At 70.8% G+C, this 21301-nt stretch carries 20 protein-coding genes and 1 pseudogene; 13 read left to right on the top strand and 8 right to left on the bottom strand.

What is annotated here, in order from left to right; translation table 11 throughout:
* Window positions 1-233: pseudogene (locus Q7A36_RS06480) on the bottom strand (hypothetical protein); the annotation flags it as partial.
* Between the two features lie 50 nt (window positions 234-283).
* Between Q7A36_RS06480 and Q7A36_RS06475 the strand changes: the two are divergent.
* Entirely contained in the window at window positions 284-505 is a 222-nt protein-coding gene (locus tag Q7A36_RS06475) for a DUF6471 domain-containing protein (RefSeq protein ID WP_305102840.1), read from the top strand.
* Window positions 506-588: 83 nt separating this feature from the next.
* Here the strand turns inward: Q7A36_RS06475 and Q7A36_RS06470 are convergent, their stop codons facing one another.
* Complete coding sequence (locus tag Q7A36_RS06470; RefSeq protein WP_305102839.1) at window positions 589-1521, bottom strand: hypothetical protein; 933 nt, start codon at window positions 1519-1521, stop codon at window positions 589-591.
* Between the two features lie 80 nt (window positions 1522-1601).
* Between Q7A36_RS06470 and Q7A36_RS06465 the strand changes: the two genes are divergently transcribed.
* The 4 genes from Q7A36_RS06465 (at window position 1602) to Q7A36_RS06450 (ending at window position 6104) form a co-directional block, all read left to right on the top strand.
* Window positions 1602-2573, top strand: a complete 972-nt coding sequence (locus tag Q7A36_RS06465; RefSeq protein WP_305102838.1) for a hypothetical protein — start codon at window positions 1602-1604, stop codon at window positions 2571-2573.
* Window positions 2574-2985: 412 nt separating this feature from the next.
* Window positions 2986-3438, top strand: a complete 453-nt coding sequence (locus tag Q7A36_RS06460; protein ID WP_305102837.1) for a MarR family winged helix-turn-helix transcriptional regulator — start codon at window positions 2986-2988, stop codon at window positions 3436-3438.
* A gap of 15 nt (window positions 3439-3453) precedes the next feature.
* Window positions 3454-4560 carry an HlyD family secretion protein gene (locus tag Q7A36_RS06455; RefSeq protein WP_305102836.1) on the top strand — a complete coding sequence of 369 codons (1107 nt, stop codon included), beginning with the start codon at window positions 3454-3456 and terminating at the stop codon, window positions 4558-4560.
* Between the two features lie 2 nt (window positions 4561-4562).
* Entirely contained in the window at window positions 4563-6104 is a 1542-nt protein-coding gene (locus Q7A36_RS06450) for a DHA2 family efflux MFS transporter permease subunit (RefSeq protein ID WP_305102835.1), read from the top strand.
* Window positions 6105-6187: 83 nt separating this feature from the next.
* On the opposite strand, the gene Q7A36_RS06445 is transcribed toward Q7A36_RS06450, so the two are convergent.
* A complete protein-coding gene (locus tag Q7A36_RS06445) occupies window positions 6188-8185 on the bottom strand; it encodes a BTAD domain-containing putative transcriptional regulator (protein ID WP_305102834.1) in 1998 nt (665 codons plus the stop codon).
* 112 nt (window positions 8186-8297) lie between these two features.
* Complete coding sequence (locus tag Q7A36_RS06440; protein WP_305102833.1) at window positions 8298-8603, bottom strand: hypothetical protein; 306 nt, start codon at window positions 8601-8603, stop codon at window positions 8298-8300.
* Window positions 8604-8895: 292 nt separating this feature from the next.
* On the opposite strand from Q7A36_RS06440, the gene Q7A36_RS06435 reads away from it, so the two are divergent.
* Together Q7A36_RS06435 and Q7A36_RS06430 are read left to right on the top strand one after the other, a co-directional pair.
* Entirely contained in the window at window positions 8896-9084 is a 189-nt protein-coding gene (locus Q7A36_RS06435) for a hypothetical protein (protein WP_305102832.1), read from the top strand.
* 63 nt (window positions 9085-9147) lie between these two features.
* Window positions 9148-9945, top strand: a complete 798-nt coding sequence (locus Q7A36_RS06430) for a DUF6065 family protein (RefSeq protein WP_305102831.1) — start codon at window positions 9148-9150, stop codon at window positions 9943-9945.
* Between the two features lie 99 nt (window positions 9946-10044).
* Here Q7A36_RS06430 and Q7A36_RS06425 read toward each other — a convergent pair whose 3' ends face one another.
* Together Q7A36_RS06425 and Q7A36_RS06420 are read right to left on the bottom strand one after the other, a co-directional pair.
* The gene (locus Q7A36_RS06425) at window positions 10045-11055 is read right to left on the bottom strand and encodes an NAD(P)H-dependent flavin oxidoreductase (protein WP_305102830.1); all 1011 of its coding nucleotides are present in this window, start codon (window positions 11053-11055) and stop codon (window positions 10045-10047) included.
* A 16-nt stretch (window positions 11056-11071) separates the two neighbouring features.
* Window positions 11072-11830: an enoyl-CoA hydratase-related protein gene (locus Q7A36_RS06420; RefSeq protein ID WP_305102829.1), complete on the bottom strand. Its 759-nt coding sequence runs from the start codon at window positions 11828-11830 to the stop codon at window positions 11072-11074.
* A gap of 120 nt (window positions 11831-11950) precedes the next feature.
* Here Q7A36_RS06420 and Q7A36_RS06415 point away from each other — a divergent pair, with 120 nt between their 5' ends.
* Window positions 11951-12592, top strand: a complete 642-nt coding sequence (locus Q7A36_RS06415) for a ribosome-inactivating family protein (protein ID WP_305102828.1) — start codon at window positions 11951-11953, stop codon at window positions 12590-12592.
* Between the two features lie 108 nt (window positions 12593-12700).
* Window positions 12701-13672 (top strand): tripartite tricarboxylate transporter substrate binding protein, encoded by a 972-nt coding sequence (locus Q7A36_RS06410; RefSeq protein WP_305102827.1) that lies wholly within the window; start codon window positions 12701-12703, stop codon window positions 13670-13672.
* A gap of 7 nt (window positions 13673-13679) precedes the next feature.
* On the opposite strand, the gene Q7A36_RS06405 is transcribed toward Q7A36_RS06410, so the two are convergent.
* Together Q7A36_RS06405 and Q7A36_RS06400 are read right to left on the bottom strand one after the other, a co-directional pair.
* On the bottom strand, window positions 13680-14279 hold the full coding sequence (locus Q7A36_RS06405; protein WP_305102826.1) for a hypothetical protein: 600 nt from the start codon (window positions 14277-14279) through the stop codon (window positions 13680-13682).
* 94 nt (window positions 14280-14373) lie between these two features.
* Complete coding sequence (locus tag Q7A36_RS06400; RefSeq protein WP_305102825.1) at window positions 14374-15258, bottom strand: TauD/TfdA dioxygenase family protein; 885 nt, start codon at window positions 15256-15258, stop codon at window positions 14374-14376.
* A 119-nt stretch (window positions 15259-15377) separates the two neighbouring features.
* Here Q7A36_RS06400 and Q7A36_RS06395 point away from each other — a divergent pair, with 119 nt between their 5' ends.
* From Q7A36_RS06395 to Q7A36_RS06380, 4 genes are all read left to right on the top strand, one after another.
* Window positions 15378-16349: a tripartite tricarboxylate transporter substrate binding protein gene (locus Q7A36_RS06395; RefSeq protein WP_305102824.1), complete on the top strand. Its 972-nt coding sequence runs from the start codon at window positions 15378-15380 to the stop codon at window positions 16347-16349.
* Window positions 16350-16414: 65 nt separating this feature from the next.
* Complete coding sequence (locus Q7A36_RS06390; RefSeq protein ID WP_305102823.1) at window positions 16415-17044, top strand: TetR/AcrR family transcriptional regulator; 630 nt, start codon at window positions 16415-16417, stop codon at window positions 17042-17044.
* A 75-nt stretch (window positions 17045-17119) separates the two neighbouring features.
* Window positions 17120-18214 carry an efflux RND transporter periplasmic adaptor subunit gene (locus Q7A36_RS06385; protein WP_305102822.1) on the top strand — a complete coding sequence of 365 codons (1095 nt, stop codon included), beginning with the start codon at window positions 17120-17122 and terminating at the stop codon, window positions 18212-18214.
* Between the two features lie 11 nt (window positions 18215-18225).
* Window positions 18226-21297, top strand: coding sequence for an efflux RND transporter permease subunit (locus tag Q7A36_RS06380; RefSeq protein ID WP_305102821.1), 3072 nt, complete (start codon window positions 18226-18228; stop codon window positions 21295-21297).
* Window positions 21298-21301: the final 4 nt, after the last annotated feature.

The raw sequence follows: 21301 nt of genomic DNA, 5'->3' as shown, positions 1-21301 counted from the left end.
GGCCGGCGTGCCTCGTAGCAGGTCGGGCAGGCGCAGTGCGGGCAGACTGCCTTGCCGTCCGTCTCAGCCCATCGGATGCTGGCGAACATGGTCTCGGCATCCCGGTCCGACATGCGCAGGACGGACGCGATGGTCAGCGTCCTTGCGCGTGCGGAGAGGAGGAAATGCTGGGCCACCGTCACCACATTCGATGTTGATACATCGAATGTGGTGATTTTCGTGGGCGTGGTCAATGCCCAAATCACCGAATATGATGATTTCCACCCTGGATTCGGTGAGACGCATGGACGAGACAGACTGGCAGGCGAAGGTGAAAGGCATACTCCGGGCGGAGTTGAAGCGCCGGAACCTAGGCTACCGCGAGCTTGCCGAGCGGCTGGAAGCCGTCGGCGTGCATGAGAACGAGAGGAACATCGCCAACAAGATCAGCCGGGGCGGCTTCTCGGCGGCGTTCTTCGTGCAATGCTTGGTAGCGGTCGGGGCGAAAGAGGTCAGGCTGGATTGATGCTAAATGGTTTTTCCCGTTTGCCACTGCATCACGTTGCGATAGGTGCGTACTTTGCAGCAGGAATACTGCTGAGCGCACCGCTATCCGCACAGTCCCCAGAAGCTTCCGGGAGCACCCAGCCGAGCCCATCCGTACAAGGTGATAGTACAGGCCAGACTGACAACAACCAGAGCGCAGCCGAGCGCCCGCCGTTTCCGGTCAGGATCGTCGAAGATCCAAAGAAGGCCGAGGACGCCGAGCGGCGCGAACAACGCGCCGAGCAGCGTGAGGCTGACGATCTCATAGCCCAACAACGGGCGGCGGCCGCCGCAGAGCGAGCCGCTGATGCTGCCGAATCCCAGAGAGTTGCTGCTTGGTGGCAGACTGCTCTCACGGCTCTCGGCACCTTGGGGCTGCTCTATACGCTCGCGCTGACCCGCAGATCGGTGAAGGAGGCCGGAAGAAGTGCCGACGCCGCCTTGGCCGCTCTGCAAGCTGCTGAGCGCACAGCCGAACGGCAACTTCGGGCATATATCGGCATTTTGGACATCAGCGTGTCGCATGTCGCAACGGGTCGATCGCCTCGGGTCGCAATCAATTTGAAGAACTTCGGCCAAACCCCGGCTCACCGCTTGGGTGCTAAAACTGAGATCGAAGTAATGCCAACACATGCTCCTGTGTTTGCCGTCGGTCCTCTCGACGACAATCACCGACAATCCATTGGACCAGGCGCCACATTCAATGTGACCGCCGAGACTGATAAGGCGCTCACGGAAGCCCAGGCATCCGATCTCAACTCGGGGAGTGCTAACCTTTATTGCTTTGGGTTCGTGGAGTACACTGACGCATTCGGGCACACGCGATACACCCGGTTCCGCCATGAGATTGGGGACGCCGGAATCCTCAGTAGGCGTAGCATGCCCCTGTCCGCCGCAGGCAATGATGCCAACTAGGAAAGCACCCTTCGTGTGCGCAAGGCATTTGCGGATACCCGTAGCGAACTTGGCGGCCAGGGTTGGATGGATCGTGGTCACGAGACGCGCTCGTCATTCAGCGCAAAGCCGCCCACACCCCAAGGCTCGCTGTGTCGGCGGCTCAGAAGTGGAGCCGCCCATTGGCTGAGAATGAAGAAGGCCAACGCAAGCAAAGCGAGGCTGTAGCAGCCGCACCGAACACGGTTTCGCCGGCTCATCCCGAGTTGGCGTCCATGCAGGGCGGGCAAGCCCCAAGCGAAACCCACAGCGCCAAGCGCGACCGCCAGGAGCATCAAGGCGGCTCCAGCCGCTTTCCGTGGCGTCTGACTGTCAACGAAGCCCTGACGCTCTTGGTCGCTCTCGGCTCGCTTGCCGTCTCCTACCTGACGCTGCGAAACGCTGAGGATACCTCCGACCTTAAAGCCGCGGTGGCTGGCTTGACCCAACTGGTTGCCGAGGCACACGACCAGACCATCGCGGTTCAGGCCCAAGCGCGCGCCGCTCAAGAGCAACTTAGAGCTATGACCATGGCCCAGCGCGCATGGCTGCTCGTTGATGATCTGACAATGGTCGCTATGCAACATTTTCCGGCCGGCGCCGGCATAGTCGCATTTGCTTCCTATAAAATAACTAACGCGGGTCATTCGCCCGCTGATCATATATCGATCAACACTAAACTCATACTTCGGAAGATCGAAAAATTTGATGTTCAGGCAACGCGTAGTTTGTGCCGCCCACAACTCACCGGCGCCGAGCGTTCTCTGTCCCAGTACAGAGAAACGCTTCTCCCTGGACAAAGTGAGACAATCCAAGCGACCCTGTCCGGCGCCGGTAGTTTTGCACGAACCTCCGAAGATCTTTATGCGGTCTGGGTCCAGCAAAACATTCGGAACACTCCTCGACAGCCGCAGCCGCTCTACGTGAGCCCCATTCTGGCTGGCTGTATCACCTACCGTGTTGCCGGCGACGACGCACTGCACCAGACCGGTTTCGCATTCGACGCAATAAACGATACTATTATGGCATTCGCTATCGACTTGAGTCAGAAAGGTCCGGTCGCAACCGGCCCAGTTGTGATTAAGTCTGCCGAGTATGGAAACTTCGCGGACTGACGCGGCTTGCGCACCCGGCGTCGCTGAAAGCCCCACCAGCGTCATTATCAAACCAACCACGCGTAATACCGCAAGCTGAGGCGACGGGTGAGCGTGGTGGCGCCTGCTACCTAATACCGCTCAAGACTGCTGAGTCCGAAGCGGCCCTTTCGCCGGATTTCCCTGCGTTTCGAAGGCCTTGCCGGCGAGCAATTTTAGAATTGAGGAATTTTACGGGCCGCCCCGCATCCGGGCGCATTCCTCGCGCTGACAACTTTCCTATAGCACGCCGCGACCGCCCGGGTCCACCGGAACCGCATCCCGCCGAGATTCGGAACACACGGCGACGTGATGGCGACCGCCGGCTGGAGGCACGCGTTGGGTGTTGGGCTGACCATAACGCTGCTTATATTCAGCCGCGTCAGAGCTTCCCATGCCCGATACCCACGAACCCAACCTCCTGATCCTGCTGCACGATGTCGCCCGGCTGATGCGCACGCTGGCCGACCGCCGCGCCCGCGCCCATGGCATGACCCGCGCGCAGTGGATGATCCTCGTGCGCTTGCGCCGTTGCGGCGGCATGACCCAGCGCGCGCTGGCCGAGATCCTGGAGGTCGAGCCCATCAGCGTCGGCCGGCTGGTGGACCGCCTCGCCGCCCGCGGCCTGGTGGAACGGCGCGCCGACCCGGCCGATCGCCGCGTCTGGCGCCTGCACCTGACCCCGGCCGCCGACCCGGTGCTGGCCGAGATCGACCAGGTCCGCATCGCCTTCGATGCCGAGGTCACGGCCGGCCTCAGCCCCGAACGCCGCCAGGCGGTGATCGAGGCCCTGCTGCTGATGAAGACCAACCTGCTGGCCGCCGGCGAGACCGGCGAGGCCGCCTGAGAAAGCGACACCACCATGCCCGAAGGTTCGATCCGCGCCGCGAGGGACGTTCCGGACACGACGACGCAGGCCGAGGCCGCACCGCCGCGCCGCCGCCGCTGGCTGCGCCCCGTGCTCATGATCGGCGGCATCCTGGTCGTGGCCGCCGGCGCCGGCGAGTTCTGGCTGCAGGGCGGCCGCTATGCCGGTACCGACGACGCCTATGTGCAGGCCGACAAGCTGCTGGTTTCGACCGACGTCGCCGGCATCGTCCAGCGCATCGCGGTGCGGGAGGGCGATGCCGTGCAGCAGGGCCAGGTGCTGGTCACGCTCGACCCCGCCCCCTTCCAGTATGCCGAGCAGCAGGCCGAGGCCGCCGTGCTGCAGACCCGACTGAACCTCGAGGCCATGCAGGCGGACTACCGCCGCATCCAGCGCGACATCGCGGCGCAGGAAGCGGCGGTGCAGCTCGCCCAGGCGACCAATGACCGCGCCGCGCAGATCGTCAGCTCCGGCGCCGTGACCCGCGCCGCCTATGACCAGGCGCGCTTCGGCCTCGCCCAGGCGCAGCAGCAGCTCGAATCGCTCCGCGTGCAGGCACAGGTGCAGCTCGCCAAGCTCGGCGGCAAGGCCGATGCGCCGGTCGAGCAGCACCCGGACTACCGCGCCGCCGAGGCCCGCCTCGCCGAGGCGCGCCGGCAGCTCGACCACGCGACCATCCGCGCGCCCTTCGCCGGCGTCGTGACGCAGGTCTCCTCCGTCCAGCCCGGGCAGTACCTGGGCGCGGCGACGCCCGCCTTCGCCCTCGTCTCCTCGGACCGGGTCTGGGTGGATGCGCTGCCGAAGGAGACCGACCTGACGCATGTGAAGCAGGGCGACGCGACGACGGTGACGGTCGACACCTATCCCGGCGTGACCTGGCAGGGCACGGTCGAGAGCATCAGCCCGGCCAGCGGCAGCACCTTCAGCGTGCTGCCGGCGCAGAACGCCTCGGGCAACTGGGTGAAGGTGGTGCAGCGCATCCCCATCCGCATCCGCGTCGAGCAGCCCAAGGACGGGCCGCGGCTCCGCGCCGGCATGAGCGCCGTCGTCTCCATCGACACCGGGCATGAGCGGCACCTGAGCGACCTGATCGGCGGCTGACCATGTCGGACTCCACAAGCCAGGGCGCGGTGCCGCACCGTGCCCTGATCACCGTCTGCGCCATGGTGGCGACGCTGATGCAGGCGCTGGACGGCACCATCGCCAATGTCGCCCTGCCTTACATGCAGGGCGGGCTGGCGGCGACGGCCGACCAGATCACCTGGGTGCTGACCAGCTACATCACCGCCGCCGCCATCCTGACAGCGCCCGTCGGCTTCCTGGTCGGGCGCTACGGGAGGCGGACGGTCTTCCTCCTCTCGGTCGGCGGCTTCACGCTCGCCAGCGTGCTCTGCGGCGCGGCGCAGTCGCTGGACCAGATGGTGATCTTCCGGCTGCTGCAGGGCGCCTTCGGGGCGGCGCTGGTGCCGCTGTCGCAATCCACCATGCTCGACATCTACCCGCCGGAGCAGCGCGGCTCCGCCATGGCGATCTGGGGCATGGGCGTGATGGTGGGGCCGATCCTCGGCCCGACCCTCGGCGGCTACCTCACCGAGAACCTCAACTGGCGCTGGGTCTTCTACGTCAACCTGCCCTTCGGCGTGCTGGCCTTCCTCGGCCTGCTCCTCTTCCTGCCCAAGGGCGGCGCGGCGCCGGGCCGGCGCTTCGACTGGACCGGCTTCGGCGTGCTCGCGCTCGGCCTCGGCGCGCTGCAGATCATGCTCGACCGCGGCGAGCTGAAGAACTGGTTCGGCTCCCCCGAGATCCAGATCGAGGCGACGCTCGCCGGGCTCGGCATCTACCTCTTCGTCGTGCACCTGATGCTGGCCGAGCGGCCCTTCATCCCGCCGCGCATCTTCCGCGACCGGAACTTCGCCGCCGGCCTCGGCATCATGTTCGCGGTCGGCGTCATCCTCTTCGCCACCTCGGCGCTGCTCGCGCCCTATCTGCAGACGCTGGCGGACTACCCGGTCTTCACCGCCGGCCTCGCCATGGCGCCGCGCGGCATCGGGACGATGGCGGCGATGTTCATCTCCGGCCGGATCGCCAGCCGCATCGACCCGCGCAAGATCATGGCCTTCGGCATCCTGATCCTTTCCTGGACGCTGTGGGACATGACCTACTGGACGCCCGACATCCCGATGCACTGGCTGATGCTGGTGACGGTGGTGCAGGGCATGGGCCTCGGCTTCGTCTTCATCCCGCTGAACCTCGTCGCCTTCGCCACCCTCGATCCGGCGCTGCGCACCGACGGGACCTCGCTGATCAGCCTGCTGCGCAACCTCGGCTCGGCCATCGGCATCTCGGCGATGTCGGCGCTGCTGACGCGCAACACGCAGGTCATGCACAGCTCGCTTGCCGAGCACGTGACGCCGCTGAACCGGCTCTTCGAGCTGCCCTCGATCCACCGCTTCTGGAACTTCGCGACCCCTGAGGGCGCGGCGGCGCTGAATGCGGAGGTGACGCGGCAGTCCAGCATCATCGCCTATGGCAACGACTTCCACCTGCTGATGCTGCTGGCGCTGTGCATGCTGATGCTGCTGCCGCTGATGCGCCGGCCGGCGCGGGCGGTCGCCGCCGACCCGGCGCATGCGGCGATGGACTGAGCACGGAGCGGGCGCGCAGGCAGCGCGGCCGACCCCGTCGAGTGCACTTCGACGGTGTCGAAGGCGCGGTGGCGCCTTCCCCTTCAGGCGAGGCCGCCGAGGCGGAGGCCCTTCAGATAAGTCTCCCGGTCCGCCAGGCGCCGCATGGGCGCACGCGCCGCGGCCTGCGCCAGGGTGAAATTGGGCTCGATCGCCAGCAGGCGCGCCCGCACCGCCGCGGCCTCCGCGACCCGGCCGAGATGCCCGAGCGCCGCCAGGCGGATCTTGTAGGGGAAGCTGAAGCCGGGCTGCAGCGCAATGGCGGCGCTGCAGACCTCCGCCGCCTCGGCATGCCGGCCGAGCGCCAGCAGCGGCATCGACCGCGCCGCATCGAAGAAGAAGGCATGCGGGTGGCAGGGCGCCAGTTCGCGGTAGCGGTCGTGGTGCCGCAGCGCCGCGGCATGGTCGCCGCAATAGGTCTCGGCGAGCGAGAGGAAGACCCAGGCCATGGCAAGGTTCGGGTTCAGCGCCAGCGCCCGGCGGTGCAGCGCCACCGCCTCCTCGGCATGGTGGTGCAGATAGGCATGCACATGGCCGAGGATGGTCAGCGCCTGCGCATCCAGCGGGTCGAGCGCGATGGCGCGCGTCGCCAGCCGCTCCGCCTCCGCCATCGCCGCCGCGGCCTCGCCCTGGTGCCAGCCCTGCCCCAGCATCAGCAGGTGCCAATAGGCGCCCCAGGCCTGCGCCGGGGCATAGTCGGGCTCGAGCGCCATGGCCTCGCGCAGCCAGCGGCCGGCGGCGGCGAAGCCCTCGCGGTCCAGCCGGTGCAGGGCCGGGATGGCCCGCAGCAGCAGGTCGTAGGCCGAGGCGCCGACAGGCCCGCGGGCGGTCGCGCGCGAGGCCTCGATCAGCAGGATCTCCGGGTCGATGCGGGCAACCACGCTCGCCGCCACCTCGTCCTGCAGCGCCAGCAGGTCGTCCGCGTCGCGGTCGAAGCGCTGGGTCCAGACCACGCCGCCGGCCTCGCGCAGGTCGGTCAGCCGCAGCGTCACGCGGATGCGCAGGCCGGCGCGCTGCACCGAGCCCGCCAGCAGGAAGTCGAGGCCGAGCCGGCGCGCCGCCGCCTCCGGGTCGCTGCGGCCGGCTTCCGTGGCGAGGGAGGCGCTGTCGACCACGAAGATCCAGCGCAGCGCGGCGAGCGCCGCGGTGAGTTCCTCGGCGAGCCCCGCCGAGAGGTGCTCCGCCGCCTCCGTCCCGAGCAGGGCAAGCGGCAGCACGCCGAGCCGCGCGCCGCGGGCCGAGCCGCGCCGCGGCGCCGGCGCGGGCGGCGCGGCGGGCAGGCCGCCCTCGCGCACCGCCCGCTCCAGCGCCTCCGTCTCGGCGGCGGGCGCGGCGCCGTGCCGGGCGGCGAGCGCCGCGCGGCAGGCCTCGCAGGCGGCGAGCGCCGCGCCGCGCTCGCCGCGCGCGAGTTCCGCCCGGACCAGGCTGCGCCAGGCCTCCTCCTGCCCCGGATCGATGGCGAGCAGCCGGCGCGCCGCCGCGGCGATGGCGCCGGGTTCGGACGCGGCGGCGAGCAGCGCCTGCGCCTCCCCGGCGGCATGGGCGCGCAGGCGCTGCCGCTCGGCGGCCAGCCAGGCGTCGAGGGCGGGATCGACGCCGTCGAGATCGGCGAGGAGCTCCGCCGTCAGCAGGTCCAGCGCGCCGGGCCGCGCGGCCCCGGCCCGCGCCACCTCCACGGCATCGACCCAGACCTGCTCCGCCGGCAGGGCCAGTGCATCGCGGCCGGCGACCACCGCCGGCGCGCCGGCCTCGGCCAGCGCCTCCTGCAGCTCGTGCAGCGCTTGGCGGAGGGAGGTACGCCGCTGCTCCTCCCCCCGGCCGGACCAGAGCAGGGCGCCGAGCCGGGCGCGCGGCACCGGCGCGCCGGCGGCGAGGCCCAGCATGGCGAGCAGGGCGCGTGCCTTGCGCGAGCGCGGCAGGGCGGGGACGCTGGCGAGGCTCCAGGCCTCCATCCGCCCGATCAGCACGAGTCGGAGCGAGGGCGCGACGGCGGGGCCGCCACCCGGCTGGGGAGGCTCGGCGAGGATCAGGCTGGCGCCCATGTCACGGCAGGATATGGGCCAGGGGGCGAGGGAATTCATCCGTATATGGAAGGAAATCGGACGATCTTCGCCAGAAGGTTTCGCGAGCGATGGAGCCGCTGCTCGGCCCGCGTCAGTCCCGCTCGGCGTGCCGCGCCCGTGCCTCCGGCTCGGCCAGCCAGACCGGTGCCGAATCGGGGTCGAGGGCGATGACGGCGGCGCGCAGCTCGCGCTCGGCCTGGGTAATGTCGAAGGCGAGGAAGTCGCGGTCGATCGCCTCGGCCAGCGTCGCCGGCTCCGCCATCCGGCCCTTGGCGAGCGCCGCAGCGCGCTCGCGATAGGCGATGAAGCGCCGCGCGGCGTCGAGGACGCGGCGGATGCGGGCCGGGTCCTGCTGGGTGGCCTGGTCTTCCATGGCGATCACGGCGGCGATGCTCATCCCCGAACCCTCCTGGCAGCGATGTCGCGTGGCGTGAAGATGCGCGCGCGAGCGTCAGGCCGGGCGTGAGAACGGCATGCCGAGCGTGAAGCGAGTGTGAATTTCACCGGCAAGACGAGGCTTAATGAGACGCTAACGGAATTTAGTCCTCTAATGGATTTTTTTCCTTGCAGCACGTTCCTGTTTCGTGCCAGTTTTCCGGTGCCGCGGGACCGGTGCCCCCGCGGTCGCCGGGACCCGCAACGGATCCGGCGCCCCCCGCACCGGCGCTCCCCCAGGACGGAGACCCCCCATGCGCAAGATCACCCTCGCCGCCGTCGCCGATCAGGGCCTGGTCCGCCTCGGTGCCGGCGTGCGCCAGCCTGCCCGCCCGGCGCTGCGCCCGCTCGCGCCCGCCACCCGCCCGGCCCCGCTGGCGGTCCCCGCGGCCGTGGCGGACAGCGGCAAGGTGCGCCTCGGCGCCGGCGTCCGCCGCGGCTGAGCCCGGCCGGGGGCCGGTCCCGCGGCCGGCCCCCGCGCCTCGATCGGGACGGGAAACCAAGCCATGACCGCGACACCGGCCATCGTCACCTTCTACCGGATGATCCCCGAGGCCCCGCTGCCGCAGCGGGCCGACCGCTCCGCCCTCGGCAGCCTGCCGACCCGCGCCTATCGCTACTGCGACGCGGTGACGGCGGCGGCGGGCTTCGGCTGGCACATCGCCCCGCCGATCGACTTCGACCTGCTCTGGGATGGCGGACAGGTCTGGTGGCATACGGCGGGGCTGCCGGACTGGCTGCCGCTCGGCGCCGCGCAATTCCCGCATTTCGCCGAACGCTTCCGCGCCGCGGCACCCGAGGGCATCGGCGACTACGCGCCGCCCTTCCTGACCGCGCTGCAGGAGCCGGGCGTGGTGCAGGTCTGGACCGGCCTCGCCGCCCGCACCGCCCCGGGCTGGAGCCTGCTGCTGCGCGACCTCGCGAACCTGCCGCGCGCCCCGGGCCACGAGGCCTATGAGGGCATCCTCGAGGCGGATCGCTGGTTCGGCCCGCTCTTCACCAATCTGCGGCTGACGCGGACGGACACGCCGATCGCCTTCCGCGCCGGCGAGCCCTTCCTGCAGGTCCAGCCGGTGCCGCAGGCCGCCTATGCCGATGCGGTGCTGAACGGCGCGGCCATGGTCGGCGGGCTCGAGGCCTTCTCCGCGCAGGACTGGGCCGGCTATCACGACGCGATCGTCGTGCCGAACCGCGACCGCGACACGCCGCCCGGCCGCTACGCCATCGAGGGCCGCCGGCGCCGCAAATCCGGCGGCTGCCCCTTCGCGGCCGCCATGGCGCTCGGCGCCGCGCCGGCGGGCTGAGCGGCCCGGCACCTGGCGCGCGCGCAGGCCGGCAGCGCGTGGCGCCCCGCCCCGACCCGCGGCGGACGCAGCCGGTCCGGCGCGCGATCCGGGCCGCCGCTACTCCGCCGCCGCGGCCTCCGGCACCGTCTCCCAGGCCGGGTTGACCAGCGGGCTGCGGGTGCCGAGCCGCACCCGCGCCGCGGCGTATTCGCGGCGCAGCCGCTCGACCAGCGCGGCGGCCGGCAGCACCTCCTGCACCGCGCCGATCCCCTGGCCGCTGCCCCAGATGTCCTTCCAGCGCTTCTTGCGGTCGGAGCCGAAATCCATCGCGCTCGGGTCGCTGCTCGGCAGGTTGTCGGGATCGAGCCCGGCCCTGCGGAGCGAAGGCTTGAGGTAGTTGCCGTGCACGCCGGTGATGAGGTTGGTGTAGACGATGTCCTCGGCGCCGGACTCCACGATCATCTGCCGCTGTTCGGGGGCGCTGCGCGCCTCCTCGGTGGCGATGAAGGCGCTGCCGATATAGGCGAAATCCGCCCCCAGCGCCTCGGCCGCCAGGATGCTCGCGCCATGCGCGATGGCGCCCGAGAGCGCGATCGGCCCGTCGAACCAGGCCCGCGTCTCCTGCAGGAAGCCGAAGGGCGAGAGGGCCCCGGCATGCCCGCCGGCGCCGGCCGCGACCAGCACCAGGCCGTCCGCACCCTTGTCGATGGCGCTATGGGCGAAGCGCTGGTTGATCACGTCGTGCAGCACGGTGCCGCCATAGGAATGGACGGCCTGGTTCACCTCCGGCCGCGCGCCGAGCGAGGTGATGACGAGCGGCACCTTGTGCTTCACCACCACGGCCAGGTCCTGCTCCAGCCGGTCATTCGACTTGTGCACGATCAGGTTGATGGCGAAGGGCGCCGCCGGCCGGTCCGGGTGGCGCGCGTCATGCGCCGCCAGCCGCTCCTTGATCTCGATCACCCAGTCCTCGAACTGCTCGGCGGGCCTTGCATTGAGCGATGGCATGGAGCCGATCACGCCGCTCGTGCACTGCGCGACCACGAGGTCGGGCACCGAGATGATGAAGAGCGGCGAGCCGATGACGGGCAGCGACAGCCGGCCCTTCACCATGTCGAGCAGGGACATCCGTGGTTTCCTCCGGTCAGCGCTTCGGCTTCAGGACATTGGCCATGATGGCCTGGGTCTCCGGCGCGCGCAGGCGCTCGGCGAGGAGCGCGCGCTCCTCCTCCATGCGCGCGAGCAGCGCCGGCGTCTCCTGCGGGCGGAGCAGCCGCTTCGTCAGGCGCAGCGCCTCCTGCGGCTTGGCCGCCAGCGCGCGGGCGGTCGCGGTCGCATTGGGCAGCAGCTCGGCGCGGTCCAGGATGCGGTTGACGAAGCCCATCCGCTCGGCGGCGGCGGCATCGAAGAAATCGCCGAGCAGGAGGAGTTCCGCCGCGCGGTGCTTGCCCACCAGCCAGGGGACGAGCATGGAGGCGCCGAGTTCCGGCACCAGGCCGAGATCGACGAAGGGCAGGCGGAAGCGCGCCTCGGGCGCGGCATAGACGATGTCGGCATGCAGCAGCATGGTGCAGCCGATGCCGATGGCGAGGCCCGGCACCGCCGCGACCACCGGCTTCTCGAGCTGCGCGAGGCCGAAATAGAAGCGGTGGCTGGGGCCCGGACTGGCGGGGTCCTCCGGCGGGCGGGGCTTGCGGAAATCGGCGATGTCGTTGCCGGCGCAGAAGACCTCCTCCGTGCCGGTCAGCAGCAGGCAGCGGATGTCGGGATCGGCGGCCGTGCGCTCGATGGCCTCGGCGAGGCCGGCATACATCTCCCGCGTCAGGGCATTCTTCTTCTCGGGCCGGTGCATGGCGACCATCAGCACGCCATCGGCCAGCGCGACGCGGATGTTCTCGGACATCGTGGTTCCTCCTCCGGCACTCATTAGCGGGCTGATACGGTCGGCAGGTCAAGGCGCAGCGCGGTGCAAACCGGCGGCGAGGCGGCCTAGTATGGCACCGGTGACGCGAGGTGGCACCGCATGTGGTCATTCATCGGGCTGGGCCCCTATTACCGCCAGAACATCCGCCAGACCCGGCGCGACGTCCTACGGGAACGCGCGGGACGCGGGCGGGTGATGCATGTGGTCCTGGGATCCCCTGTCGCAACAACGACCCCCTGGATCGAGGTCGCGCTCGATCCGCGAAGCCTGTACGTCCTCGGGTTCCGAACCTTCAAGACAGCGACCTGGTGGGCGTTCGAGCCAGAGGGGAATCTGCCGCAGCTTGAGGGTGAGACGCGGCGCATCCGGTCCGGTCCTTCGAACTACAACAATCTTGGCCTGAACCTCCTGGACGGGTGCGTCATCGAGCCCTGGCAATTCCTGGCCGACCTGCGGGACTTCCAGGGGCGGCTCGACGAGCATGGGCGGATGCTCGGAGTGCTGCTGCTGTTCGTGGTGTCCGAGGCGATCCGCTTCGACACCATCCATGAGCTCTGCTATCGCTGGATCAACCAGCCCGAGCAGTATTTCCGCGCCCCGGATTTCTACTACCGCAATCCGACTGCGATGTCGGGGCACGCAATCGCCTTCACGCCCGCGGTGAAGGCATGCGTGCGCAGTTGGCGGACGCAGACCAACCATCGATCAGCGGATGTGATGGTGCCCTGGATCGCGGGGTGATGGGGTGGGTGGACCGGGTGCCGAGGCCGCATTGCCCGCCATGGCCGGGGGGTTCGCGCCGGGCCGGCTGTATGCGACGCTTGGCATGAATGATTGGGGGAGGACAGGATGACGAGGCGCCGTCCCGGGCGCCGCGGCGCCATGGCGCTCGGCATGGCACTGCTGTCGGCGCCGGCGCTCGCCCTGGCGCAGATGGGGTCGCGGCCGATCACCCTGGTGGTGCCCTTCCCGCCCGGCGGCTCCACCGACCTGATGGGACGGCTGCTGGCGGAGCGGATACAGGCCTTCCTCGGCCAGCCCGTGCTGGTCGAGAACCGGGGCGGCTCGGCCACCGTGGTCGGGGCGGAATACGTCGCGCGCGCGGCGCCGGACGGCTTCACCGCGCTGGTCAATTCCGGCACCACGCTGACCCTGAACCCGCTGCTGATGCGCAACCTGACCTACAAGGTGGCGGACTTCGCGCCGGTCTCCCTGCTCTCGGTCCTGCCCTTCGCCTTCCTGGTGCAGAACCGGCTGCCGGCGACGATCCCGGACTTCGTCGCGCTGGCGAAGGCGCAGCCGGGGAAGCTGAACTACGGCACCAACGGGGCCTCCAGCTTCAACAACATCGCGGCCGTGCTGGTGGCGGACCGGCTCGGCATCCGCATGCAGGACGTGACCTATCGCGGCGATGCGCAGCAGCTCAACGAATTCCTCGCCGGCACGCTCGACCTGCTGGTGGTGGGCGGGGCGAGCGCGATCCAGCCGCACCGCAACGGCCAGGGCCGCATCATCGGCTGGACCGGCGAGCGGCGGATGCCGGCGACGCCCGATATCCCGACCTTCTCCGAATATGCGCCGGACGCCGTGGCGCAGACCTATTTCGGCCTGGTGGTGCCGGCGCGGACACCACGGCCGATGGTGGAGCGGCTGTCCCAGGCGGCGTCATCGGCGCTGCAGGAACCGGCGCTGCGCGAGCGGCTGCTGTCGGAGGGGCAGTTCGCCCTCGGCACCCGGCCGGAGGAGTTCGGCACCTTCCTGGCAAAGGAGGCGGAGCGCTGGGCGCCGGTGCTGAAGCGGATGAACCTGCAGATCGATTGAACCGGAATCAGGCCGCCGCGTCCCGCGCGAAGGCGGCACCGAGCACCGGCTCGTCGAAGTGACGGGCGAGCGCGCGCATGTCGCGCGCGTACCCGAAGTCCCGGATGAAGCCATGCAGCCAGTCCGCGTCCCCAATCTTCCGGAGCCAGTAGCGGAGCGCCTCGACATCGGCGGGCGCGAACAGCCGCCGGTCGAGGGCCTGACGGATCAGGGAGAGCCAGGACAGCAGCGAATCCAGCGCCGTCCGATAGACCTGCAGCCGGGGGTCCGCCCTGACGGCATCCGTCAGCAGCCCGGCGACCATGGCCGCTTCCATGACCTCCGGGTCGTGCTCGATCCGGTCGACGGGCGCGCCGTGCCCATCGTCGAGGATCGGCCGCAGCATCTCCGGCACCACGAGCCTGCCGCCGCCCCAATCCAGCGCGCGCGATGCAAAGACCAGCTCGGCATTCGAAGTCAGGTCCTCGAGGTATTCGTTCGCCAGTTCGGCCCGTTTCCAGCGCGTGGTCCTCAGGAAGTTCACCACCGTCACGGTACCGCCGGCGATGGCGAAGATCCCCGTCGCGCCGGAGACGATGAGTTTCGCCAGTTCATAGTCATCGGACATGGCCACCTCCCGAAGCGGGTGGCCGAAGGCTACGCGATGGTGAGCCCGGACGTCATCGCGTGCCGATGGATCCTGGTTCGGTCTATGCGCCAGGTCACGCCATCGGCGGCGCCTCGCCCTTCACCTGCGTCCGGTGCATGACCCGCCGCGCCGCCGCATCGAAGGGGTCGCGCCGGTGCATGGTGCAGCGGTTGTCCCAGAGCACCAGGTCGCCGACGCGCCACTGGTTCTTCCAGCAGATCTCCGGCCGCGTCGCGTAGGACCACAGCTCGTCCAGCAGCGCCTCGCTCTCGGCGAGGTCGAGCCCGTCGATATAGGCCATGCGCCGCCGCCCCAGATACAGCATGGACCGGCCGGTATCCGGGTGCGTGCAGACCAGCGGGTGCAGGTGCCCCGGCGCCTGCCGCGGGTCGTCGGTCGGCGTCACCCCGGCGCGGACGAAGCCGCCGCTGTTGTAGGTGCCGTCATGCTTGACCATGAGGCCGCGGGCACGCGCCTTCAGCGCCGATGGCAGGGTCTCATAGGCCGCATGCATGCTGGCGAAATGCGTGTCGCCGCCGGCGGGCGGGATCTCCAGCGCATAGAGCATGGAGGCCTTGGGCGGCCGCGGCAGGTAGGACATGTCGGTGTGCCACACCGCCTCCCCGTTGCCGAGGCTGCCGATCGGCTGCCCATCGGCGCCGAGCACGTTGGAGACGACGTAGAGCTCCGGCCGCCCCTCCACGAAACGCCGGCCATTCTCCTGGATCGGCGCATGGTCGAGCTCGCCGAAGCGGCGGCTGAAGGCGATGAGGTCGTCGGGGGAGAGGCCCTGGCCGCGGAAGAGCAGCACGCTGTGCTCGTGCCAGGCCGCGAGGATGCGGTCGAACTCGGCTGCGTCCACCGTCCGGAGATCGACGCCGCGGACCTCGGCGCCGAGTGCCGCGCCGGTCGGCACCACCTCGATCCCGGTGCGGGCGAGACTCGCTGCCGTCGCCATGGCCATTATCCCTTTTTCTGCCGTGGATTATCATCCTACCACCATCGCGGAGGGCGCGGAAAGCGCGCCCTTTGACCTGCGCGCGCCCTCCGCCTACCTCGGAGGACGGGAGGGCCGGCATGATCACAGGACGCAGGGCCTTGGGCTTCGCGCTGGGCATGCCGCTGGCCGGCGCGGCGGCGCTGGCCGCGGGCGGCGCCGGGGCGCAGGACGGGCCGGTGACGCTGCTGGTGCCCTATACGCCCGGCACCGGGCAGGACATCCTGGCGCGGCTGCTCGCGCCATACCTGCAGCAGGGGCTCGGCCAGGCGGTGGTGGTGGACAACCGCCCCGGCGCCTCCGGCAATATCGGCACCCAGGCCGCGGCGCGGGCGGCGCCGGATGGCCGCACGCTGCTGCTGCAGGCCAATACCTTCGTCATGAACCCGAGCCTCTTCCGCCAGGTGCCCTACGACCCCGTGGGCAGCTTCGCGCCGGTCATCCGCCTGACGCGCGGGGACCTGGTGCTGGCGGTGAACCCGGACGTCCCGGCCGAGGATGCGCGGGCCTTCGCGGCGCTCGCCGCCCGTCAGCCGCTCGACTACGCCAGCCCGGGCCTCGGCACGCCGCAGCATCTCGGCATGGCGCTGTTCGGGCTGGAGGCCAGGGTCGCGCTGAACCACGTGCCCTACAAGGGCAGCGCGCCGGCGATCCAGGACCTGATCGGCCGGCGGGTCGCGGCGATGGTGCTCCCGCTGCACACGGCGCTGCCGCTGGCCGGGGCCGGGCAGGTGCGGCTGCTCGCGGTCGGCAGCCCGGCGCGCGTCGCGGCGGCGCCATCCGTGCCGACCATGGCGGAGGCCGGCTTCCCCGGCGTGCAGGTGGACCTCTGGTACGGGCTGCTCGGCCCGGCAGGCCTGCCGGCGCCGCTGCTCGCCCGGCTGAACGCGGCGCTGAACGCCTGGCTGGCCCTGCCCGGGACGCAGGAGCCCTTGCGCGCCCAGGGCATGCAGCCGGTCGGCGGCACGCCGGAGGCATTCGCCGCCGTCATCGCCGCCGACCTCGCGCGTTGGGCAGGGGTGATCCGCGCCGCCGGCATCACCGCGGAATAGGATGCCGCTTCCCTGCCGAGGCTGCGCACCCTATGTAACTGACGACTGAAGGATTTCGTCAGGCCATGGCCACCCAGACCCTCGCCGACAGCCCTTCCACCCGCGCCGAGGCCACCCGCGCCCGGATCGAGGAGACGGCGGAGCGGCTGTTCCGCAGCATGGGCTACCAGAAGACCGCGGTCGCCGACATCGCCCGCGAACTCGGCATGTCGCCGGCCAATGTCTACCGCTTCTTCCCCTCGAAGAGCGCGATCAACGAGGCGATCGCCCAGCGCAGCCTCGGCGCGATCCTTGCCGAGCTCGAGGCCATCGCCCGCGGCGAGGGCAGCGCGGCCGAGCGCCTGCGCCGGATGTTCAGCCGCATGTTCGAATCGAAGATCGAGGTCTTCTTCGCCGAGCGGCGGCTGCACGACATGGTCACCGCCGCCATGGACGAGCACTGGAACGTGGTGGAGCGCCACATCGCCGGCGTCCATGCCGCGATCTGCCACGTGGTCTCGGACGGGATGCGGGCGGGCGAGTTCGCGCTGGGCGACCCGGTTAAGACATCGCACATCATATTGCATACAATGGTGCCCTGGAACCATCCCGCGCTGGTCGAGAGCTGCATCGCGCGCAAGGGGCAGACCGTGGAGGAGCTGCGCGCCCAGGTCGCGGACATGACCGAATTCGTGCTGCGCGCCCTGCGGCCGTGAAGGGTGCGCCCTGACGATTATTGACTTTCGTCAGAACGCACCAATAATCATCTCCGGCCACCGCCGGAGACCGTCATGCGTCCCCACCCCCTGCTCGCGCCCCTCGGCGTCCTCGCCCTCCTCGCTGGCTGCAAGGCGGAGGGCACGACCCAGCCGCAGGTGGCTGCCGAGTCGCCGCGGCCCGTCCAGGTCGCCGAGGTCCACCTCGCCCCGCTGACCGAGGCCCGCGCCTTCACCGGCATCGTCCGCGCCCGGCGGGAGGCCGATATCGGCTTCCGCACCGGCGGCCGCATCACCGCCCGGCTGGTCGAGGTGGGGCAGCGGGTCACCGCCGGCCAGCCCCTCGCCCGCATCGAGGAGAGCGACCTGGCACTGGCCGTCCGCGCCGCCGAGGCCGATCTCTCGGCCGCCGAGGCGCAGTCGCGCCAGGCCGCCGCCGATGCCGCGCGCTCCAGGACCCTGCGCGCCGCCGGCCATGTCTCCGTCGCCTATGACGACCAGCGCGTCGCCGCCGCCCGCAGCGCCGCTGAGAAGGTGACGAGCGCCCGCGCCAGTCTCGACCTCGCCCGGCGCCGCCTGGGCTATGCCCTGCTGCTCGCGCCGAACGACGGCGTGGTGACGGCCCTGCTGGCCGAGGCCGGGCAGGTGGTGGCGGAGGGCGCGCCGGTGCTCCGCCTCGCCAATCCCGAGGAGCGGGAGCTGGTGGTACAGGTGCCGGAGGCCGCCGTCGCCTCCCTCGCCGAGGCGCATGTCGCCGCCAGCTTCTGGGCCCGCCCCGGCCAGGTCCTGCCCGCGCGCCTGAGGGAACTGGCGCCGCAGGCCGATGCCGCGCTCCGCACCTATACCGCCCGCTTCTCCCTGCCCGGCGCGCCGGACTGGGTCGCGCTCGGCATGACCGGCACCGTCCGGGCCGAGGCGGCGGCGGCGACCGTCGCCACCCTCCCCCTCTCCGCCCTGCACGACCGCGGCCAGGGGCCGATGGTCTGGAAGGTGGAGCGTGACCGGCCCGTCGCCGTGCCGGTCGAGGTCGTCTCGCTCGGCGAGGTCACCGCCCTGCTGCGCGGCCCGCTGGCCGAGGGCGACCAGGTGGTTGCGCTCGGGCCGCAGCTCCTCGACCCCGCCAGCCGCGTGCGCATCGCCGGGCTGCGCGCCGCCGCCACCCTGCGCTGAGGAGGACGCGGATGCGCTTCAACCTCTCGGATTGGGGCGTGCGCAACGGCGCCCTGACGCTCTTCCTCATCCTGCTGCTGGCCGCGGCCGGCGCCGTCTCCTACCTCCGCCTTGGCCGGGCCGAGGATCCGGGCTTCACCATCAAGGTCATGGTCGTCTCCGCCCAATGGCCCGGCGCGACCGCCGAGGAGATGCAGGCCCAGGTCGCCGACCGGATCGAGAGCAGGCTGCAGGACCTGCAGTACCTCGACTACGTCCAGACCTTCACCCGCCCGGGCGCCGCCGTCATGACGGTGACGCTGCGCGACACGACGCCGCCGAAGGCCGTCGCGGACCAGTGGTACCAGGTGCGCAAGAAGGTCGGCGACATCCGCCACCTGCTGCCCGCCGGCGTGCAGGGCCCCTTCTTCGACGACGAGTATTCCGACGTCTATGCCGTCGTCATCGCGCTGACCGGCGCCGACAATGCCGAGCTGGTGCGCCAGGCGGAGAAGGTGCGACTGCGCCTGCTCGGGCTGCAGGGTGCCGGCAAGGTGGCGATCCTCGGCGAGGAGCAGCAGCGCGTCTTCGTCGACATCTCGCATGGCCGGCTGGCGACGCTCGGCGTGCAGCCCGCCGCCATCCTCGACGCGCTGGCGCGGCAGAACGCCGTCGCGCCGGCGGGCGTCGCCGAGACGCCGTCCTCCCGCATTTATCTCCGCACCGAATCCGGCTTCGACGGCCTGGCCGCCATCCGCGCCGTGCCGGTCGAGAGCAACGGCCGCACCCTCCGCCTCGGCGACATCGCCACGATCGGCCGCGGCCTCGCCGATCCGCCGGCCAGCCAGATCCGGCATGCGGGCAAGCCCGCCGTGCTGGTCGCCGTCGCCAAGCGCGCGGGCGTGGATGTCCTCGCCCTCGGCCGCGACGTGGATGCCGAGATCGCGCGGCTGCAGCGGGAGCTGCCGGTCGGCCTCGAACTGTCGAAGATCGCCGACCAGCCCGCCGTCGTGGAGGAGAGCGTCGGCGAGTTCCTGCTGAAATTCGTCGCCGCCCTGGCGGTGGTGATGGTCGTCTCCTTCCTCTCGCTCGGCTTCCGCGCCGGCATCATCGTCGCGCTCTCCGTCCCGCTGACGCTCGCCATCGTCTTCCTGGTCATGCTGGCCTGGGGGATGGAGCTGGAGCGGATCACCCTCGGCGCGCTGATCCTCTCGCTCGGCCTGCTGGTGGACGACGCCATCATCGCCATCGAGGCCATGGCGGTGAAGCTGGAGCAGGGCTGGGACCGCGTGCGCGCCGCGACCTTCGCCTGGTCCTCCACCGCCTTCCCCATGCTCTTCGGGACGCTGGTGACGGTGGCGGGCTTCCTGCCCGTGGGCTTCGCGGCCTCGACCGCCGGCGAATACGCGGGCGGCATCTTCTGGGTGGTCGGCACGGCGCTGCTCGCCTCCTGGCTCGTCGCCGTGCTGTTCACGCCCTGGCTCGGCGTGAAGCTGCTGCCGGCGCCGAAGCCGGGCACGGGGCACCATGACGGCTACGACAGCCGCACCTACCGCGCCCTCCGCCGCCTGGTCGGCTGGTGCGTGGACCACCGCGCCGTCGTGCTGCTCGGCACCCTCGCCGTCATGGCCGCGGGCTTCGCCGGCATGGCCGCGACCCGGAAGCAGTTCTTCCCGACCTCCGCGCGGCTCGAGTTGCTGGTGGACATCAACCTCCGCCAGGGCGCCGGCGTGCCGGCGACCCGCGCCGCGGCGGAGAAGGTGGAGGCCGCGCTGCAGGGCGACCCGGATGCCCGCAGCTTCACCACCTATCTCGGCGCCGGCGCGCCGCGCTTCTTCCTGGCGCTGAACCCCGACCTGCCGAACGAGTCCTTCGCCAAGCTCGTCATCCAGACCACCGACCTGGAGGCCCGCGAGCGCCTGCTGGCGAAGCTCCGCGCCATGGCGCAGAACGGCTCGGTGCCCGAGGCGCGGATGCGCGTCTCCCGCCTCGAATTCGGCCCGCCCGTCGGCTTCCCCGTGCAGTTCCGCGTCCATGGCCCGGACCCCGACACCCTGCGCCGCGTCGCCGAGGACGTCGCCGCCGCGCTGCGGGCGACGCCGGGCACCCGCGACGTGCAGTTCTCCTGGAGCGAGCGGGCGCCGGGCGTGCGCATCGCGCTCGACCAGGAGAGGCTGGCGCAGCTCGGCCTCTCGCCGGCTGCCGTCTCGCAATCCCTGCAGGCGCTGCTCTCGGGCACCACGGCGACCCAGCTCCGCGAGGGCAACCGCCTGGTGGACGTGGTCGTCCGCACCCCGGCCGCCGAGCGGCTCTCCCTCGCCTCGCTCGGCGACCTCAGCATCTCGACGCCCGCCGGCGCCGTGCCGCTCAGCCAGCTCGCGCGGCTGGAGCCTGTCATGGAGGAACCCATCCTCTGGCGCCGCAACCGCGAGCTGTTCCTGACCGTCCGCGCCGACATCCTGGACGGGCTGCAGGGACCGGACGTGACCAAGGCCGCCCTGCCCCGCATCGACGCGCTGCGCGCCGCGCTGCCGCCCGATGTCCGCATCGTCACCGGCGGCGCGACGGAGGAGAGCGGCAAGGCCAATGCCGCCCTTTACGCCCTTTTCCCCGTCATGATCGGCGCCATGCTGCTGCTGCTGATGTGGCAGCTCCGCCATTTCGGCCGCGTCGGCCTGGTGCTGGCGACCGCGCCGCTCGGCATCCCCGGCGCCGCGGCGGCTCTGCTGGCCATGGACAAGCCCTTCGGCTTCGTCGCCCTGCTCGGCGTCATCGCGCTGGCCGGCATGATCATGCGCAATACGGTGATCCTGGTGGACCAGGTGCGGCAGGACCTCGAGCACGGCGAGACCCTGCGGCGCGCCATCATCGAGAGCACGGTGCGCCGGGCGCGGCCGGTGGTGCTGACGGCGCTCGCCGCGGTGCTCGCCTTCGTGCCGCTGACGCTCTCGGTCTTCTGGGGGCCGATGGCGGTCGCCATGATCGGCGGGCTGACGCTGGGCACGCTGGCGACGCTGCTGGTGGTGCCGGCGCTCTATGCGCTGGCGCTGCGCAGGCCGAAGCGTCAGGCCGTGCCGAACGCGGTCCCACTTCCCGCCGAGTGACAGC

It is taken from the genome of Paracraurococcus lichenis, assembly GCF_030657435.1.
GTDB classification, from domain to species: domain Bacteria; phylum Pseudomonadota; class Alphaproteobacteria; order Acetobacterales; family Acetobacteraceae; genus Paracraurococcus; species Paracraurococcus lichenis.
The sequence above is the reverse complement of the archived record's forward strand: the minus strand, read 5'-3'. Positions and strand labels throughout refer to the sequence as shown.